Here is an 18,861-nt window from a genome sequence, read left to right as displayed (position 1 = left end):
GCGTCAAAAGCGGCTTGAGGTACTGGCCGGTGAACGACCGCTTCTCACGCGCGACATCTTCCGGGGTGCCGGTCGCGACGATCTCGCCGCCTTTGACGCCGCCCTCTGGGCCAAGGTCGATGACCCAATCTGCCGTTTTGATCACGTCCAGGTTATGCTCAATGACGACAACCGTATTGCCCTGCTCGACCAGCGCGTGGAGCACCTCCAGCAGCTTGCGCACATCCTCGAAATGCAGCCCGGTGGTCGGCTCGTCGAGGATGTACAGCGTCTGCCCCGTCGCCCTTCGCGACAGTTCCTTCGCCAGCTTCACGCGCTGCGCCTCGCCGCCCGACAGCGTCGTCGCCTGTTGCCCGACCTTGATATAGCCGAGCCCGACCTCGACCAGCATCGCCATCTTGTCGCGGATGCCGGGGACGGCCTTGAAGAACTCGGCCGCGTCCTCGACCGTCATGTCGAGCACGTCGGCGATCGACTGGCCCTTGAACTTCACCTCCAGCGTCTCGCGGTTGTAGCGCGCGCCGTGGCACACGTCGCACGTCACGTAGACGTCGGGGAGGAAGTGCATCTCGATCTTGAGCACGCCGTCGCCCTGGCACGCCTCGCACCGGCCGCCCTTGACGTTGAAGCTGAACCGCCCGGGCTTGTAGCCGCGCGCCTGCGCCTCCGGCAGGCCAGCGAACCAGTCGCGGATCTGGGTGAAGGCGCCGGTGTAGGTCGCGGGGTTCGACCGGGGCGTGCGGCCGATCGGCGACTGGTCGATGTCGATCACCTTGTCGAGATGCTGGAGCCCGGCGATCTTGTCGTACTTGCCGGCGAGGATGCGCGCGCCGTTCAATTGGCGCGCGGCGGCGGCGTAGAGCGTGTCGATCGTCAGACTCGACTTGCCGCTGCCCGACACGCCGGTGATGCAAGTGAAGGTGCCGAGCGGGATGCTCGCGGTCACGTCGCGCAAATTGTTGGCGGTGGCGCCAGTGATGGTGAGCTTCTTGCCCGTGCCGGAGCGGCGGATCAGCGGGACGGGGACTTGGCGCGTGCCGTTGAGGTAATCGGCGGTGATGCTGTCGGTGTGCGCGAGCACTTCGGGCAGCGTGCCATGCGCGACGATCTCACCGCCGTGGACGCCCGCGCCCGGGCCCATATCGATAACGTAATCGGCGGTGCGGATCGCGTCCTCGTCATGCTCGACCACCAGCACGGTGTTGCCGAGGTCGCGCAGCCGCCGCAGTGTCGCGAGGAGCATGTCGTTGTCGCGCTGGTGGAGCCCAATCGAGGGCTCGTCGAGGACGTAGAGCACGCCCGACAGGCCGCTGCCGATCTGCGAGGCGAGGCGGATGCGCTGGCTCTCGCCGCCCGACAGCGTGCCGCTGGTGCGGTCGAGGTTGAGATAGTCTAGGCCGACGTTGTTGAGGAAACCGAGCCGTTCGAGGATTTCCTTGAGGATGCGCTCGGCGATTTCCTTCTGCTGGCCGTTGAGGTGGTTGGGCAGGTCGGTGAACCAGGCGAGCGCGTCCACGACGCTGAGATGCGTCGCGTAGCTGATGTCCTTCATCGCGACCTTGACCGCCAGCGCTTCGGGCTTGAGGCGGGCGCCGTGGCACACCTCGCAGGGTTGCGAGCTCTGGTACTTCGACAGCTCCTCGCGCATCCACGCGCTCTCGGTCTGGAGCAGGCGGCGGTTGAGGTTGCCGATCACGCCCTCGAAGGGTTTGCGCACATCGTACGACTTGCGGCCGTCGACGAAGGTCAGCGTGACCGGGCGGCCCTTGGTGCCGTGGAGGATGACGTCGCGGATCTCCTGCGGCACGTCCTCCCAGCGCGTATCGAGGCTGAACCCGAACTCGCGCGCCAAGGAGCCAAGCACTTGCATGTAATAGGGACTGGGCGGGTTCGATTTCGCCCAGGGGACGATCGCGCCCTTCTTGATCGTCAGGTCGTGGTTGGGGACGACGAGGTCCTCGTCGAAGATCATCTTTTCGCCCAGGCCGTCGCACGCCGGGCACGCGCCCTGCGGCGCATTGAAGCTGAACAGCCGCGGCTCGATCTCGGCGATGGTGAAGCCTGAGACGGGGCAGGCGAACTTCTCGCTGAACACGATACGGTTGGCGGGCACGCCCGCGCCCTTCATGTTCCCCTCCCGCTCGCGGGAGGGAGCATTCGGCCGCTCGTCCCCCGGACGAGCTGAAACAGCCGGGGGCTGTTTCACCGAATGCTGGGAGGGCATGTCCACCTGGAATGATTGCGGGGCTTCGTGGACGCTCGACGCAGGCCCACCCCCAGCCCCTCCCGCAAGCGGGAGGGGAGCAGGGCCGTCGACCAGATCCACATACGCCAATCCCTCGGCGAGCTTGAGCGCGGTCTCGAAACTGTCGGCGAGGCGGGTCGCCAGGTCGGGGCCGACCACCAGCCGGTCGACCACCACCTCGATGTCGTGCTTGTATTTCTTGTCGAGCGCGGGGGCCTCGTCGATCTCGTAGAGCTGCCCGTCGATGCGGACGCGCGTGAACCCCGCCTTCTGCCACTCGGCGAGCTCCTTGCGATACTCGCCCTTGCGCCCGCGCACGACCGGCGCGAGCAGGTACAGCCGCGTGCCCTCGGGTAGCGCCATCACGCGGTCGACCATCTGGCTGACCTGCTGCGCCTCGATCGGCAGCCCGGTTTCGGGCGAATAGGGGATGCCGACGCGCGCCCACAGCAGGCGCATGTAATCGTAGATCTCGGTGACCGTCGCGACGGTCGAGCGCGGGTTGCGGCTGGTGGTTTTCTGCTCGATCGAGATCGCGGGGCTGAGGCCCTCGATGTGATCGACGTCGGGCTTCTGCATCAGCTCGAGAAACTGCCGCGCATAGGCCGACAGGCTCTCGACGTAGCGCCGCTGGCCTTCTGCGTAGATCGTGTCGAACGCGAGGCTCGACTTGCCCGACCCCGACAGCCCGGTGATCACCGTCAGCGTGTCGCGCGGGATGTCGATCGAGACATCCTTGAGGTTGTGCTCGCGCGCACCGCGGACGGAAATGTGGGTCAGCATGAGATTGAATATGTTCCAGTAATGTTCCGCTGGCAAGTATGCCGCGGCGAAGGGGCGAAATGGGGTGTCGGACGCTGCGGTTCAACGCGCAGATCGTGGCTATGGTGTCACGGTCACGGTCGCGTGTGCAGTCAAGTCGTGAACATGGCCTGGACCGACAGGGAACAGGTGCGGGCCGCTGGTTGACTGCAGCGACTATCTCCTCCTCTGGCGCGCTCGTAACCTCGGGCTGCAATGCGGATATCGGATGTGTGAGCGCAGGCTAAGTGTCGGTCGGCAATCCATTGTCGAGCGCGACGATCTTGGCGCGGATACGGGTCAGGCAACGCGTGGCGCTGTCATGATCGTTAGGCATGTGTTCTGACGTAAAGATCCGAAGCGAATCGCATATCGCCGCTTTCGCGGTCTGCAGATTTGACAGCGGATCGAGTTGCGCGTCGGCCATGTTTTCCAGGGCTCGTCCGAGATTTCCCATGGTCTGGGCCCACTTGGCAGGCATGGCCTGCTCCGTACGAATGGTCAGCGCAGCCCGAAAAGCGTCAACGGCTTTTTCGAAGAGCACACCTTTCGCCGCACCTACCTCATGTTCGGCTTGCATTGCGAGTGCGTTGCCGAGATTGTTCTGGGTCATCGCCCACTGGGCGGGCATCGCGGATCTGGTACGCACGGTCAGCGCCGCGCGATAGGCATCGATCGCGCCGGCGAGTAGAGCCGATGTAGTCTGATCGTCAGTACGAACGCTCTGCGCCTTTAGTGCGTTGCCGAGACTGTTCTGTGTCATCGCCCATTCTATTGGCATCACTTGCTCGGTGCGAATAGTCAGCGCCGCGCGATAGGCATCGGCTGCCTCGGCCAGAAGCGCTAGCCCGGCTTCTCCGCCCGTGCGGTCGCCCAGCTTCTTAAGGGCGATGCCCAAGTTGTTCTGGCTCATCGCCCATTCGGTGGGCATCGCTCGCTCGGTGCGCACAGTTAGCGCTGCGCGATGAGCGTTCACCGCGTCGTTAAGGACAGCCAGCCCCGCTTCGCCATTTGTTCGTTCCCCTTGCGTCTTAAGCGCGTTCCCCAAGTTGTTTTGGATACTCGCCCATCCCTCGGGCACTGTTTGCTTGGTAAATACGGTCAGTGCGCTCCGATAGGCTTGCACGGCGTCAGCCAGCAAGCGGACTCCCGCTGAGCCACCAGTGCCTTGGCCCTGTATCGTCAGGGCTATGGCAAGGTTGTTTTGCAATCCGGCCGCCTTGTGCTGGTCGGGAAGCGCCGCATCGACCAAGTTTTTCCACTGCTCTATTGCTGCGTCGATAACCTCGGGCCGACCAAAAACTTGGCCGTGAACCGTAATTGCTTCAGTGTAATGCCACAGCATGAGCTCGGCGGCATCCGTATCGAACGGTGCCAATAGTGCTGACGCTTCGCGCCAGGCGCGTCCGGCACCTTGCCAGTCGAGCAACCGCAGCAATGCCTCCGCTCGAATATTGGCCAGACCTGCCGCAGAGCGGGCATCTGATTCGCGGCGCTCGTTGATCGCCGCCTCAGCTTCTATGAGAGCAGCCACAGTTGCTGTATCGTCGTTCGACCGCAGGGCCTCCTCGACGGCGGCCTGAAGCGCGCGAATCCGATTGTCTTCGGCAGCTATGTCGTGCAGCTCCGCGATCTGACGATCGCGGGTTGCGATGTTCTGGCGGACGATCTCAAAAATCTGTTCGGCGCTAGCGTCTGGGTCAACCGCGACGATGCGGTCGAACTCGGCATGAAGCGCGGCGGTTGAAATGGGCGTTGCCGCTCCGTCGCTACCGCCCGTCATCGCCAGCGCTTCGACGTGCTCGCGCTTAAGGAAATAGATCGCCAACCGGCCTATTGCCGTCGTAGCTTTCTTGGTAAAATCCTCCTTGCTCGAGAAAACCGCATAGACGCGCTCGACTCCCGAACCGGCGCGCGTTTTTTTGGCGCGATCGATAAATGCCTTTAGTTTTTTGCGCTTCGTCGAACTCGGCTCGACATCGGCTTGCTTCACATCGTGGTCTTCGCCCATCACGAACAACAATGTCGGCAGGCCCAGCTTCTGCGCTTCGTTGAACTCCAGTTCCGTGATTGATAATCCGTCGGGATTGCGCGTCGCATCGGCCGGCGTCTGACCGTATTTATGGCCGATCACTGCGACATAAGCGGCCGAATTACGGACGAAATCCAAACTCGATTCGATGACGTCGGCGTCAGCGCGCGCACCATCGTCTTCCATCACGTTCGCCTTGAAGTCGAAGCCATGTATCGCGTCGATGACTTCCTGCCGATGCGCCTCCAGGTCGGTGAAGGTGCTGGATACCATGATGGCCCGGTAGCTTTTCGGTTGATGTTCCAACGCCATAGACCCCCCAAGTCCACAATATGACGCGCGCTCGTCCCCGCTACAATGTCAATTGATTGATTGTGGCGCAGTGTTTTGGGGGAGGGGGCGCGATCGCCTCCTTCATGGTGCTCAACCGTTGCGCTGGTGCAACAACGCCGGCGACGCTAGGGTATGCCGGACCCCTCGGGAGAGCGACGATGAGCGAGCGCGCGGCGATCATTCCCGACATGCCGATCTTCGGGTCGGACGGCGCGCTGGTGGGCACGGTGCATCGCGTGTCGGGCGTGCGGATCATCGTCAACCATATCGGCGCGAGCGAGGCCGACCAGCATGCCATCCCGCTGGCGCGCGTCGCCGAGGTGACCGACCGGGTCACGCTCGACTGTCCCGCCGCCGAGGCGGGGCCCGAGCGTGCGGGCGGAGCGGACGCCAGGCGATCGTACGCGCCGTTCGTATGGCTCGGCGTCGGCGTGCTCGGGGTTGCCCTGGTCTATAGTGCGACGAGCCTGATTTTGCGCGGGCCGGCCGCGCCCAAGGTGCCGGCGACGCCGACCCCGCTCGCGACGCCGGGGAAGACCGCGCCCGCCGCGCGCGCTCCGTCCCGCACGCCGGCGCCCGACGCGACGCCAAGCCCGTCCGGCCCGGTCGAGGCGAACCCGGCAAGCCTAGGTGCATATCTGCGCTCCGACGCGCCGCCCGCGCAACGCTTCGCGCTCGACACGGCGTTCGCCGCGGGGTCGGCGACGCCCAATACGGCGGGGCTCGCGAGCATCCGCGGCATCGCGGGCGTGATGACGACGCACCTCAACACCCAGATCAAGCTGGCGGTGAGCGGCGGGCTCGGCTTGCGCCGCGCGGCAGCGATCAAGCGCGCGCTGCTCGGTTACGGCGTCGCGGACTATCGCATCGCGACCGGCGCGTCGCGGGTGCCGGTGAAAGGCGGATCCGGGGTCGAGCTCGTCGTGCTCGCCAAGTAACACCTTGCCCGTCGCGATCGGCCGGGCGTGCCGATTCGTTACGCACGACAGGCCAGGTTCATCTCGAGGATGAAATGATCGCGCGGATTGGCGGGCCGACGAAAGGGACGGGGATGAGCGAGCGTAAGCGGAAACTGGCGACCGGCAGCGCGATCGCGGCGTTGCTGGCGCTGACCGGCATGGCGGGCGCGCCCGCCGCCGCTGCGCAGCCCGCGGCCAAGAAGGTCGTCGCGAAGAAGGCCGTCAAGAAGAAGGTCGTGCGGAAAGCGGTAAAGAAGAAAGCCGCGAAGAAAGTGGTCCTGGTGCCGATCCCCGGGTCCGGGATCGTCTATGCCCCGCCCGCACCGCCGGCGCCGGCCTATCTGCCTCCCGCTCCACCGCCGCCTGCCGCCGATCCGGCGCTCTATCGCTACATCGACGATGCCGATGTCTTGCTCGACACGGTGGGCGCGTCGCCGCCCGACTACGGCTTTCGCTACGATGGGATCGATTGCTGGGCGTGGGAGCTGAGCGGCGGCGCGCTGATGCTGGCCGAGCCGGTCGGTGACCATTATCGCTTCTACGCCTTCGCCGGAGACGACGCGTATCCGTTCTTCGTCGGCGACGATGCCTATTCGTACGGTTTTGCCGGCCGCGCACTGGCCGCGGTCTATGGCGCCGATGCGCAATTGGTGGCGTGGCAGCCCGGCGATGCGATCGCCGACGGTGCGCTGTGGCTGGCGGAGCGCGGCCGCGCGATGCGCGCGTCGATCCGCACGCGCGCGCCGGTGGTCGCGTCAGACTGGGCCGACAGCCTGTATTATTTCGGCGGGATCACGCTGCGCTTCGACAGCTGGCGCGGGGCGCCGGGCTGGTCGCGCTACCGCACTGGGGCGGGCGCTCGCCACCACGGCGACTGGCGCGCGCGGCTGGGCGACGAGGGAAGCCGCCGCCGCGCGCGCGCCGAGCGGTTCGACCGCTGGCGCCGCGGCGGCTATCGCGGGGCGCCGCCGCCCAACGGTGGCGGCTGGAACACAACGCCAGGTGCGCAGCCGGGAGCTATCCCGGGCCGGCGCCCCGGATCGGGGCAGGGCGGCTGGAACGGCCGGCCACGACCGGGCGCGCGAGCCACGCCAGGCACGCCGGGAACGCCGCCAGCGCCGCCGCGCGCCGATCGGCCGGACGACGCAAGACCGGGCAGCGGAGCCGGCCGCCGGCCGGGGCGTGATGTCACGCCGCCGGGCGTCCCAGCTCCGACGCCGGGCGCGGGATCGCCAAGCCGCCCGCCGCGCGGTGGCACGGGCACTGTGCCGCCCGCGCCGCCCTCGCCACCGCCCGCTGCCAGCGAGCCGTTGCCGCCGCCCGTCTACGTCGCGCCGCCGGCGCCCCCGCGCCTGCGCTACGACCCCTCGGGCAAGCGCGATATACTGGGAAGCGGCCGGCCCGATACAGTGCCCGAGGTTTCCCCGTTGCCGCGCGTTGCCGCGCCTACTCCGGCGCCGGAGCCGCGCTATGTCGCACCGCCGCCGCCCGCCCCGGTCGAGATCGCGCCGCCCGCTCCGCCACCCCCGTTCGTGGAAGCGGCACCGCCGCCACCGCCGCCCGCGCCGGTGTATGTTGCACCACCACCACCACCACCACCACCTCCTCCTCCTCCTCCACCACCGCCACCTCCGCCGCCACCCCCGCCGCCGCCGCCGCCGCCGGATCCCGAGCCGCTGCAATCCACCGGTCATTTGAAGACCGATGGCTGAGGGCGGCTGCACCTGCGGCGCGGTGCGCTACGCGCTGACCAGCGAACCGATGGTGGTGCATTGCTGCCACTGCACCGATTGCCAGACCGAAACCGGCAGCGCGTTCGTGATCAACGCGGTGATCGAAAGCGACCGGGTCACCGTGCTCGCCGGGACGCCCGATTACGTCATGACGCCGTCGGCGAGCGGCAAGGGGCAGGAGATCGCGCGCTGCCCGTGCTGCCGCGTCGCCTTATGGAGCCACTACGCCAATTCGGGGCGCAAATCGTCGTTCGTCCGCGTCGGCACGCTCGACGATCCGGGGGCGATGCCGCCCGACGTGCACATCTTCACGCGGTCGAAGCTGCCCTGGGTCACCCTGCCCGAAGGCGTACCGGCGTTCGAGATCTTCTACCCGACGAGTGAAGGCATCTGGTCGGACGTGGGCCGCACGCGGTGGAAGGCGTTGCTGGCGGCCTAGAAGTTAGGCCGAAAATGGGCGGGAAAGAAATCGCAGGTGAAACGTTATCCCTGCCATCGGCCCCGCTTCCTCGATCGCGATCGAAGGGTTTGCGCGGTTTGGCCGTTAACCTCCGTCCGGCCGGTTTCGTCGGCCGGGCCAGTCAGATGAAAGGTCTTCATCCATGCGTAAAATCATGCTTTCGATGCTCGCCGCCGGCACGGTGCTGGCGACCGCCGCCCCCGCGCTCGCCGCCGACGGCTGTGGCCGCGGCTATCACCGTGGCTGGCATAACCGCTGCGTGCCCAACCGCGGCGACCGCGTCGTTGTAGCCCCGGTGGGCGCGCCCGGCGTACGCCTGGTGATCGGCAATTATTATCGTGGCCAAGGCTATTGGGATGGCCACCGCTACTGGCAGAACCGCTATCGCTGGCATGGCGGCTGGCGCTATCGCTGAAGCCTGAGGACGGCGGCGCGGAGTAAATCCGCGCCGTCGGTCGCCGCCATAGGCGGCGCTGGCCGGCCGAGCCTAGTTCGCTCGCGATTAGCAGTGGCTGATCGCGTCGCCGGCTTGGCTAGATGTGGATCGGCTTGCCCGTTACCCCCATCGCCGCTTCCTTGATCGCCTCGCTATGCGTCGGATGCGCATGGCAGGTGTAGGCGATGTCCTCGCTCGTCGCGCCGAACTCCATCGCTTGCGCGGCTTGCGCGATCATCGTGCCCGCGACTGACGCGATGCACCACACCCCGAGCACGCGGTCGGTATTCGCATCGGCGATCACCTTCACGAAACCGTCGGGCTCATGGTTGGTCTTGGCGCGGCTGTTGGCGAGCATCGGGAACTTGCCGACCTTGACCTCGCCGCGCTCCTTCGCCGCTTCCTCGGTCAGCCCGACACCCGCGATTTCGGGCCAGGTGTAGACCACCGACGGGATCACGTCGTGGTTCACGATGCCGTGCTGGCCGGCGATATTTTCCGCCACCGCGATGCCCTCGTCCTCGGCCTTGTGCGCCAGCATGGGGCCCGGAACGACGTCGCCGATCGCCCAGATGCCGGGGACGGCGGTGCGGAAATCATGGTCGATCTCGATCTGGCCGCGCTGGTTGGTGGCGAGCCCCGCGGCGTCGAGCAACAGGCCGTCGGTGTTGGGCTTGCGCCCGATCGACACGAGCACGGTGTCCGCCTCGATCGTCTCGGCATCGCCGCCCTTGGCCGGCTCGACCGTCAGCGTCGCGGTCTTGCCCCTGACGGCGACGCCGGTGACCTTGGTCGACAGCTTGAACTCTAGCCCCTGCTTCTTGAGAATCTTGTTCGATTCCTTGCGCACTTCGCCGTCAAAGCCCGGCAGGATCTGGTCGAGGAACTCGACCACCGTCACCTTCGCGCCGAGCCGCCGCCACACGCTGCCGAGCTCGAGCCCGATCACGCCGCCGCCGATCACGACCAGGTGCCCCGGCACCTTCGCCAGTTCGAGCGCGCCGGTCGAGGACACGACGATCTTCTCGTCGATCTCGACGCCCGGCAGCGGTGTGACCGAGGAACCGGTCGCGATGACGATATTCTTCGCGCGCACCTCGCGGTCGCCGACTTTCACCGTGTCCTTGCCGGTGAATGCGGCATGGCCCTTGAGCCACTCGACCTTGTTCTTCTTGAACAGGAACTCGATCCCGCCGGTCAGCTGCTTGACCGCGTCGCGGCGCTGGCCGTGCATCGTGTCGAGGTCGAGCGACATCTTGTCGATCTTGACCCCCATCTTCGCCATCGCGCCGTTCGCCGCATGATCGTAGAACTCGGACGCGTGGAGCATCGCCTTGGACGGAATGCACCCGACGTTGAGGCACGTCCCGCCGAGCGTCTCGCGGCTTTCGACGCACCCTGTCTTGAGCCCAAGCTGCGCCGCGCGGATCGCCGCGACATAGCCGCCGGGGCCGGCACCGATCACCAGGACGTCGAAATCATAGTCAGCCATGTTGGTCTCCGCTTCCTATGTAGGAAGCTTACAGGTCGATCAGAATACGGGTGGGGTCCTCGATCGCATTCTTGAGCGCGACGAGGAAGGTCACCGCCTCGCGGCCGTCGATCAGGCGGTGGTCGTAGCTCAAGGCGAGGTACATCATCGGGCGCACCACGACTTGGCCGTCGACCACCACCGGGCGGTCTTCGATGCGGTGCAGGCCGAGCACGGCGCTCTGCGGCGGGTTGATGATCGGGGTCGACATCAGGCTCCCGAACACGCCGCCGTTGGAGATGGTAAAGGTGCCGCCCTTCATCTCTTCCATCTTGAGGCTGCCGTCCTTGGCGCGCTTGCCGAAATCGCCGATCGCCTTTTCGATACCTGCGACCGACAGCTGGTCCGCGTCTCGGATCACCGGCACCACGAGGCCCTGCGGCGCACTCACCGCGACCGAGATGTCGGCGAAATCGTGATAGACGATTTCCTCGCCGTCGATCTGCGCGTTGACGCTCGGCACGTCCTTCAGCGCCATGCACGCGGCCTTCACGAAGAAGCCCATGAAGCCGAGCCGCACGCCGTGCTTCTTCTCGAACAGATCCTTGTACTTGGTCCGCGCTTCGATGACCGCCGACATGTCGACGTCGTTGAACGTCGTCAGCATCGCCGCGGTGTTCTGCGCTTCCTTGAGGCGCTTGGCGACGGTCTGGCGCAGCCGCGTCATGCGGACGCGTTCTTCCTTGCGGCCCGTGGAAGCGGCGACCGAGGGAGTCTGCGGCGCGGCGGCCGGCGCGGGAGCAGGCACAGGCGCGCTGGCCGCGGCCATCACGTCGTCCTTGGTGATCCGGCCGTCCCTGCCGGTGCCCTTGACGGTGCCCGGGTCGACCCCGGTTTCGAGCACTGCGCGGCGCACCGATGGCGACAGTGCCGCGGGCGCATCGCCCGACGCCGGCGCTTGCTGTCCAGCGGTTTCGGCCGGGGCAGGGGCTGGCGCAGCGGCAGGGGCAGGCGCGGGCACAGGAGCCGCCGCCGCGCCGCCGGCCTCAACCGTCGCGAGCAACGCGCCGACCGCGACGGTGTCGCCGACCTTCACAGCGGGCTGGCCCATCACGCCCGCGACGGGCGAGGGCACCTCGACCGCGACCTTGTCGGTTTCGAGGCTGACGATCGGCTCGTCCTGCTTCACCGGGTCGCCCGGCTGCTTGAGCCATTCGCCCACCGTCGCCTCGACGATCGATTCGCCCAGCGTGGGTACGGTCACTTCAGTCGCCATAATGTGTCCTCGAAGCGTGCATCATGCGCCGGCCTTGCCGGCTTTCTTGGTCGTCTCGCTCGTCCGCGCGCGGCGCACTTCCTCGCGCACGCTATGGCCGAGCGCATCCGCCACCAACGCGCCTTGTTCGAGCTGGTGGCGCTTAGCGAGGCCCGTCGCGGGGCTCGCCGCCGCCGCGCGGCCAGCGTAGCGCGCGCGCTTCGCCTTGGCCTTCGCGGCGTGGAGCGCTTCCTCGATCAGCGGCTCGACGAAGAACCACGCGCCGTTGTTCTTCGGCTCTTCCTGCGCCCACACCACGTCTTCGAGCGCGGTCATACGCTCGACGCGTTTGGCCAAAGCCTCGGTCGGGAACGGGTAGAGCTGTTCGACCCGGACGATCTGCACGTCGGTGTCGCCTGCCGCGTCGCGCGCGTCGAACAAATCGTACGCGACCTTGCCGGTGCACAGGACGAGACGTTTGGTCTTGGCGTCCGCCGCGGCATCGGGATCGCTCAGCAAGCGCCGGAAATGGCTGTCGCCCTGGAAATCCGCCGCCTTCGACACCGCGCGCTTGTGGCGGAGCAGCGACTTGGGCGTAAATATCACCAGGGGTTTGCGGAACGTGCGGTGCATCTGGCGGCGCAGCAGGTGGAAGATGTTCGCCGGCGTCGTGCAATTGGCGACCTGAAGATTGTCGCCCGCGCACAGTTGCAGGAAGCGCTCGACCCGCGCCGAGCTATGCTCCGGTCCCTGGCCCTCGTAGCCGTGCGGCAGCATCATCACCAGCCCGTTGGCGCGCAGCCACTTGGCCTCGCCCGACGCGATGAACTGGTCGATCATGATCTGTGCGCCGTTCATGAAGTCGCCGAACTGCGCTTCCCAGATCACGAGCGTCTTGGGGTCGGCGAGCGCATAGCCATATTCGAAGCCGAGCACGCCGTATTCTGACAGCGGGCTGTCGAGCACCTCGAAATCGCCGTGCTCGACGTTCCACAGCGGGACGTATTTGTGCTCGTCGTTCTGGTCGACCCAGACCGCGTGGCGCTGGCTGAACGTGCCGCGGCCGGAGTCCTGCCCCGACAGGCGGACGCCATAGCCTTCGGACAGCAGCGACCCGAACGCGAGCGCCTCGCCGGTCGCCCAGTCGAAATTCTCGCCGCTCGCGAACATGTTGCGCTTGGCGTCGATCACGCGCGCGAGCGCCTTGTGGATCGTAAGATCGGCGGGGACGGTGGTGAGCGTGCGGCCGAGCCCGTCGAACAGTTTCTTGTCGATCCCGGTCTCGACATTGCGCCGCGCGCTTTCCTCGTCGGCGGGGGCGTGGAGCCCCGACCAGCGGCCAGAGAACCAGTCCGCCTTGTTGGGCTTGTACGCCGCGCCGGCCTCGAACTCGCCCTCCAACAGCGTATCGAATTGCTGCGTGGTCCTGTCGATCCAGCCCTGGTCGACCACGCCCTCGGCGATCAGCCGTTGGCCGTAGATTTGGCTGACCGGCGCATGCCCGCGGATCGCCTTGTACATCAGCGGCTGGGTGAAGCTCGGTTCGTCGCCCTCGTTGTGGCCGAAGCGGCGATAGCACCACATGTCGATCACGATGTCGCGGTGGAATTTCTGGCGGAACTCGATCGCCATCTTGCACGCGAAGGTCACCGCTTCGGGATCGTCGCCGTTGACGTGGAAGATCGGCGCCTGGACGCCCTTGGCGACATCCGACGGATAGGGCGACGAGCGCGCGAATTGCGGGCTGGTGGTGAAGCCGATCTGGTTGTTGATGATGAAGTGCAGGCAGCCGCCGGTATTGTAACCGCGGATGCCCGAGAAGCCGAGGCATTCCCACACGATGCCCTGGCCGGCGAACGCGGCGTCGCCATGGATCAGCACGGGGAGCGAGTGGCTATGCTCCTCCAGGTCGTTGGCCAGCGTCTGGATCGCACGAGTCTTGCCGAGCACGACCGGATCGGCGGCTTCGAGGTGGCTGGGGTTGGCCACCAGACTCATGTGCACCTTGATCCCGTCGAATTCGCGGTCGGTCGAGGTGCCGAGGTGATACTTCACGTCGCCCGACCCGCCGACATCCTCGGGATTAGCCGATCCGCCGCCGAATTCGTGGAAGATCACGCGCAGTGGCTTCGCCATCACGTTGGCGAGCACGTTCAACCGCCCGCGGTGCGCCATGCCATAGACGATCTCGGTGACGCCCATCGCGCCGCCATACTTGATCACGCTTTCGAGCGCGGGGATCATCGCCTCGCCGCCGTCGAGCCCGAAGCGCTTCGTGCCGACATATTTCTTGCCGAGGAAGCGTTCCCACTGCTCGCCCTCGATGACTTTCGTGAGGATGGCCTTCTTGCCGTCGGGCGTGAAGCTGATCGCCTTGTCCTTGCCCTCCATTCGCTCTTGCAGGAAGCGGCGCTCCTCGACGTCGGCGATGTGCATATATTCGAGGCCGACATTGCCGCAGTAGTTCGCGCGCAGGATGTCGACGAGTTCGCGGATCGTCGCCCAGTCGAGCCCGAGCTGCCCGCCGAGATAGACCGGGCGGTCGATGTCGGCGTCGGAGAAGCCGTGATATTCGGTCTTGAGGTCGGCCGGCATCTCGTATTTCGAGAGGCCGAGCGGATCGAGGTTGGCGGCGAGGTGCCCGCGCACGCGATAGGTGCGGATCAGCATCATCGCGCGGATCGAATCGCTCGCGGCCTTCAGGATGTCGTCCTGCGACGCGGGCTTCGCGGGCGCGGCGGGGGCGGGGCCTTTGGCGGGCTTGGCCATGGGCTCCATCTGCGTCGGGTCGAGCGCGGCGGTCAGGTCGTCGGTCGTGCTCGGCGGCCAGGCCGGGTTGGCCCAGCTCGCGCCCGACGGGCCGTTCTCCAGCCCCTCGAACCAGCCGCGCCACGACGGCTCGACGCTGTCGGGCGATTCCTGGAAGCGCCGGTAGAGCGTCTCGACGAACGCCGGGCTCACGCCGCCGGCGATCTCGCTGAAATCCTGACCTTCGTAGCCCATAAGCACCTCTTTTCCCTCTCCCATCGGGAGAGGGTTGCGAAGACTTAGGTCTTGCGTAGCAAGGCCTTAGTCGTAGCTGGGTGAGGGGATCACCCTATCGAGAGCATTTCCCCTCATCCAACCTCCGCTAGGCAGCAAGCTGCCAAGCTGCGGTATCCTTCTCCCTCTGGAGAAGGTTTAACCCTTCAATACTTCGACCAGCGTCTCGCCCAGCAAGCTCGGGCTCGCCGACACTTTGATCCCGGCGCTTTCCATCGCGGCGATCTTGCTTTCGGCATCGCCCTTGCCGCCCGACACGATCGCGCCGGCATGGCCCATGCGGCGGCCCGGGGGGGCGGTGCGGCCGGCGATGAAGCCCGCCATCGGCTTCTTGCGCCCGCGCTTCGCCTCGTCCTTCAGGAATTGCGCGGCCTGCTCCTCGGCATCGCCGCCGATCTCGCCGATCATGATGATCGACTGGGTTGCCTCGTCGGCCAGGAACAGTTCGAGCACGTCGATGAAATTGGTGCCGTTGACCGGATCGCCGCCGATCCCGACCGCGGTGGTCTGGCCCAGGCCGGCATTGGTCGTCTGGAACACCGCTTCATAGGTCAGCGTGCCGGACCGCGACACGACGCCGACCGAGCCCTTCGAGAAGATGCTGCCCGGCATGATGCCGATCTTGCACTCGCCCGGGGTCAGCACGCCGGGGCAGTTCGGCCCGATCAGCCGCGACTTGGAGCCCGTAAGCGCACGCTTGACCTTGACCATGTCGAGCACTGGAATGCCCTCGGTGATCGTCACGATCAGCGGCACTTCGGCATCGATCGCCTCGAGGATCGAATCCGCGGCGAAGGGCGGCGGGACGTAGATCACGCTCGCGGTCGCGCCGGTCGCGGCGACGGCTTCCTCGACCGTGTCGTACACCGGCAGCCCGAGATGCTCGGTCCCGCCCTTGCCCGGGGTCACGCCGCCGACCATCTGCGTCCCGTAATCGAGCGCGGCCTGGGTGTGGAAACTGCCGGTCTCGCCGGTCATCCCTTGCGTGATGACCCTGGTGTTCTTGTCGACGAGGATGCTCATTCTGGCTCCTAGTTCCCCGGCGAAGGCCGGGGTCCAGTTACGAAACGCTCAAGGCAGCGCGATACGATCGTAAAGGTCGTCCCAATCGGGATTCAGTCCTTCGATTTCCCGCAACTTCCAGGCCCGCTTCCACTCCTTCATTTGCAGCTCTCGCTGCCTTGCTGACTCGATGCCGTCATGCTCCTCGTACCAGACGAGCAGATGACAGCGGTATTTCTTCGTGAACCCTTCGACGGTGTCGTTGCGATGCTCCCAGATCCGTTTGGGCAGATCGCTCGTGACACCGATGTAGATCGTGCCGTTCTTCTGGCTCGCCATGATGTAGACGAAGCCGGCTTTCTCCACTCGACGGTTCTCCCGACTGGACCCCGGCCTTCGCCGGGGAACAGCTTAGTTCAAGCTGGCATCAATCCCCTTGCACGCGACCAGCAGTTCCTTGACCGCATCGACCGAGACGCCGAGGTTGCTCTTGGCTTCGTCGTCGAGCGCGATCTCCAGGATCTGCTCGACCCCGCCCGCGCCGATCACGCAGGGGACGCCGACATATAGCCCATCGACCCCATATTGCCCCTCGACATAGGCGGCGCAGGGCAGGACGCGCTTCTGGTCGCCGAGATATGCCTGCGCCATCGCGATGCCGCTGGTCGCGGGGGCGTAATAGGCGGAGCCGGTGCCGAGTAACGCGACGATCTCCCCGCCGCCGCCGCGGGTGCGCTTGACGATCGCGTCGATCCGCTCCTGCGTGGACTTGCCCATCTTGATGAGGTCAGGGACGGGGATGCCCGCGACGGTCGAATATTGCACGACCGGAACCATCGTATCGCCATGCCCGCCGAGCACGAAGGTCGTGACGTCGCGCGCCGACACGCCGAACTCCTCGGCGATGAAGTGGCTGAACCGCCCGCTGTCGAGCACGCCCGCCATGCCGACGACCATGTTGTGCGGCAGGCCGGAGAATTCGCGCAGCGCCCACACCATCGCGTCGAGCGGGTTGGTGATGCAGATGACGAACGCGTCGGGCGCGTTGTTCTTGATGCCCTCGCCGACCGCCTTCATCACCTTCAAATTGATGCCGAGCAGATCGTCGCGGCTCATGCCGGGTTTCCGCGCGACACCGGCGGTGACGATGATCACGTCCGCGCCGGCGATATCCTTGTAATCGTTCGACCCGGTGATCTTCGCGTCGAAGCCCTCGATCGGCCCGCATTGGCTGAGGTCGAGCGCCTTGCCCTGCGGCACGCCCTCCACGACGTCGAACAGCACGATATCGCCGAGTTCCTTTTGCGCGGCGAGGTGGGCGAGCGTGCCGCCGATGTTGCCGGCGCCGATCAGCGCGATCTTCTTGCGGGCCATGAACACTCCTGTGAGCAGCGTAGCGCCGGCTCGATACAGGAACCCGCGCGCGAGACGCGACGGCGATTAGGCCGTTCGTCTGCGCGGCGCAACTGCTAAAGGGCGATAGTTAACATCTCTTACTGCAATTCATTCGCAAGTGCAATAGTGAAGCTTGTTTGTTGTCGCGGTGCCGGCCCGCTCCCCACCCGGCCGCCCATTACAGGATACCGTGTGGGCGGCCGGGTGGGGGAGCGGGCCGGCACCGAATGTTCAGCGCGAGCTGAACCAAAAAACGCTCAGTCGTCGACATATTTGCGTTCGCCGGTGGTCGGATTGAACCATACCACCACCGGCCGCCCGGTTTCCTCGTCGAGGAAACGCTCGTTGGTCGGGCGCCAGTCGCCTGGCGCGGCATCGCTCGCATTGCCCTGATAACGGAACCGTTCGAACACGATCCCCGCGGCGACGATCGCCGGGAACACCAGCATCGGCCACGCCCCGAACATCAGCGCCGCCCACGCGCCGATCGCGAGCCAGGCGAGCGTGATGACGAGGAGGACGTTGCGGAGCATCATGGCGCGGGATCGATCACGACGGCGGTGCCGTACGCGACCACCTCGTTCATCGACTGCGCGATCTCGCCCGAATCGAACCGCATCATCACGACCGCGTTGGCGCCCATCACCGTCGCGTTCTGGATCATCCGGTCGATCGCATGGCGCCGCGCGTCCTCGACCAGCTTGGTATATTCGGGGATCTCGCCGCCGACGATCGAGCGCAGCCCCGCAGTGATGTTGCCGCCGAGCCCGCGGCTCCGGACGACCACGCCGAACACTTGGCCCAGCGTCTCGCGGACCGTGTGCCCGGGGATGTTTTCGGTGGTGGTGACGATCATGCCGGTACTCCTGCGGGTTGGGCGCCGGGATGCCCGCCGGCGCGCTGGGGAAGGACGAGGATCAGGATCAGGATCGCCGCGGTCAAGGCGAGCGACGCAATCGGCCGGCTGAGGTCGAGCCCGCCCTTGGCGAGCGGCTTGTCGAGGAAATCGCCGACCGTCGCGCCCAAGGGCCGCGTCAGGATGAACGCCACCCAGAACAAGGCGACGCGGCTGATCCGCGTGCCGTAATAGAGCAACGCCAGCACCGCGAGCGCGCCGCCGAACACCGCCGCCCCGCCGAGATACCCCAGCCCGCCATCGTCCGCCGCCCAGTCGCCGAGCGCGGTGCCGAGCGTCTGCGAGAAGGTGATCGTCAGCCAGTAGAAGCTTTCTGCGCGCGGCGTCGCGATGCGGTTGACGTCGACGCTGCCGAGCGTCGCGCGCCACGCGCCGAGCGACGCGAGCACGCACGCGAGCAGCAGCGCGCTGCCCCCCGTGTACCCGATCCCGAGCGACCGGTCGGCGAAGTCCGCCATCGTCGTGCCCGCGGTGGTCGAGGCGATGATCGTCGCCCAATAGAGGAGCGGGTGGAAGCGCTTCGCGGCGATCTGCGCGATCGCCAGCACGATGAGCGGCACCAGGAAGATCGCGGTGCCGATCAGGTAGCCGCTGACCCCCGATGCGCCGGCGTTCGGCCCGGTCTCGCCCAGCCACGTCATCGTTACCGCATCGCCGCCGGTCTCGCCCAGCGTGGTGGCGAGGATCTTGATGATCCAGAAGCCGAGCGTGACCGCCGGCACCTTGCTCAACACGGCGCGATCCTCGGCGGTCAGCGTCATCGCGGGTTCTCCCTCGGTCT

General features: G+C 66.4%; 15 protein-coding genes. 4 read left to right on the top strand and 11 right to left on the bottom strand.

The genetic code is table 11. From position 1 onward, the window contains the following. On the bottom strand, window positions 1-3,028 hold a 3,028-nt coding region (gene uvrA / locus E7773_RS11270; protein ID WP_293991215.1), incomplete at its 3' end, for an excinuclease ABC subunit UvrA. Between the two features lie 262 nt (window positions 3,029-3,290). Continuing rightward, entirely contained in the window at window positions 3,291-5,351 is a 2,061-nt protein-coding gene (locus E7773_RS11265; RefSeq protein WP_293991213.1) for a DUF4062 domain-containing protein, read from the bottom strand. Between the two features lie 218 nt (window positions 5,352-5,569). On the opposite strand from E7773_RS11265, the gene E7773_RS11260 reads away from it, so the two are divergent. The 4 genes from E7773_RS11260 to E7773_RS11245 all read left to right on the top strand — a co-directional run bounded on the left by E7773_RS11260 (window position 5,570) and on the right by E7773_RS11245 (window position 8,978). Then, a complete protein-coding gene (locus tag E7773_RS11260) occupies window positions 5,570-6,349 on the top strand; it encodes a DUF2171 domain-containing protein (RefSeq protein ID WP_293991211.1) in 780 nt (259 codons plus the stop codon). Window positions 6,350-6,462: 113 nt separating this feature from the next. Next, window positions 6,463-8,082, top strand: coding sequence for a hypothetical protein (locus E7773_RS11255; protein ID WP_293991208.1), 1,620 nt, complete (start codon window positions 6,463-6,465; stop codon window positions 8,080-8,082). Further along, window positions 8,075-8,542 (top strand): GFA family protein, encoded by a 468-nt coding sequence (locus E7773_RS11250; RefSeq protein WP_293991206.1) that lies wholly within the window; start codon window positions 8,075-8,077, stop codon window positions 8,540-8,542. Before E7773_RS11255 ends, E7773_RS11250 begins: the two co-directional genes overlap by 8 nt. Before the next feature lie 163 nt (window positions 8,543-8,705). Further along, window positions 8,706-8,978 carry a hypothetical protein gene (locus tag E7773_RS11245; RefSeq protein ID WP_293991204.1) on the top strand — a complete coding sequence of 91 codons (273 nt, stop codon included), beginning with the start codon at window positions 8,706-8,708 and terminating at the stop codon, window positions 8,976-8,978. A 118-nt stretch (window positions 8,979-9,096) separates the two neighbouring features. On the opposite strand, the gene lpdA is transcribed toward E7773_RS11245, so the two are convergent. The 9 genes from lpdA to E7773_RS11200 form a co-directional block, all read right to left on the bottom strand. Then, window positions 9,097-10,491 (bottom strand): dihydrolipoyl dehydrogenase, encoded by a 1,395-nt coding sequence (lpdA, locus tag E7773_RS11240; RefSeq protein ID WP_293991201.1) that lies wholly within the window; start codon window positions 10,489-10,491, stop codon window positions 9,097-9,099. Between the two features lie 28 nt (window positions 10,492-10,519). Further along, the gene (odhB, locus tag E7773_RS11235; RefSeq protein WP_293991199.1) at window positions 10,520-11,746 is read right to left on the bottom strand and encodes a 2-oxoglutarate dehydrogenase complex dihydrolipoyllysine-residue succinyltransferase; all 1,227 of its coding nucleotides are present in this window, start codon (window positions 11,744-11,746) and stop codon (window positions 10,520-10,522) included. 21 nt (window positions 11,747-11,767) lie between these two features. Continuing rightward, window positions 11,768-14,728, bottom strand: a complete 2,961-nt coding sequence (locus E7773_RS11230; protein WP_293991197.1) for a 2-oxoglutarate dehydrogenase E1 component — start codon at window positions 14,726-14,728, stop codon at window positions 11,768-11,770. Window positions 14,729-14,905: 177 nt separating this feature from the next. Next, on the bottom strand, window positions 14,906-15,790 hold the full coding sequence (sucD, locus tag E7773_RS11225; RefSeq protein ID WP_293991194.1) for a succinate--CoA ligase subunit alpha: 885 nt from the start codon (window positions 15,788-15,790) through the stop codon (window positions 14,906-14,908). A 48-nt stretch (window positions 15,791-15,838) separates the two neighbouring features. After that, a complete protein-coding gene (locus E7773_RS11220; protein ID WP_293991192.1) occupies window positions 15,839-16,135 on the bottom strand; it encodes a GIY-YIG nuclease family protein in 297 nt (98 codons plus the stop codon). Between the two features lie 45 nt (window positions 16,136-16,180). Continuing rightward, window positions 16,181-17,143 (bottom strand): malate dehydrogenase, encoded by a 963-nt coding sequence (gene mdh / locus E7773_RS11215; RefSeq protein WP_293991190.1) that lies wholly within the window; start codon window positions 17,141-17,143, stop codon window positions 16,181-16,183. Window positions 17,144-17,421: 278 nt separating this feature from the next. Next, the gene (locus E7773_RS11210; RefSeq protein ID WP_293991188.1) at window positions 17,422-17,700 is read right to left on the bottom strand and encodes a hypothetical protein; all 279 of its coding nucleotides are present in this window, start codon (window positions 17,698-17,700) and stop codon (window positions 17,422-17,424) included. Next, window positions 17,697-18,020, bottom strand: coding sequence for a heavy metal-binding domain-containing protein (locus E7773_RS11205; RefSeq protein ID WP_293991186.1), 324 nt, complete (start codon window positions 18,018-18,020; stop codon window positions 17,697-17,699). Before E7773_RS11205 ends, E7773_RS11210 begins: the two co-directional genes overlap by 4 nt. Then, window positions 18,017-18,841 (bottom strand): hypothetical protein, encoded by an 825-nt coding sequence (locus E7773_RS11200; RefSeq protein ID WP_293991184.1) that lies wholly within the window; start codon window positions 18,839-18,841, stop codon window positions 18,017-18,019. Before E7773_RS11200 ends, E7773_RS11205 begins: the two co-directional genes overlap by 4 nt. Between the last annotated feature and the right edge of the window lie 20 nt (window positions 18,842-18,861).

It is taken from the genome of Sphingomonas sp. (genome assembly GCF_004799495.1).
In the GTDB taxonomy this organism is placed as follows: domain Bacteria; phylum Pseudomonadota; class Alphaproteobacteria; order Sphingomonadales; family Sphingomonadaceae; genus Sphingomonas.
Note: the sequence above shows the minus strand (reverse complement) of the source record. Positions and strands in the feature narration are given on the sequence as shown.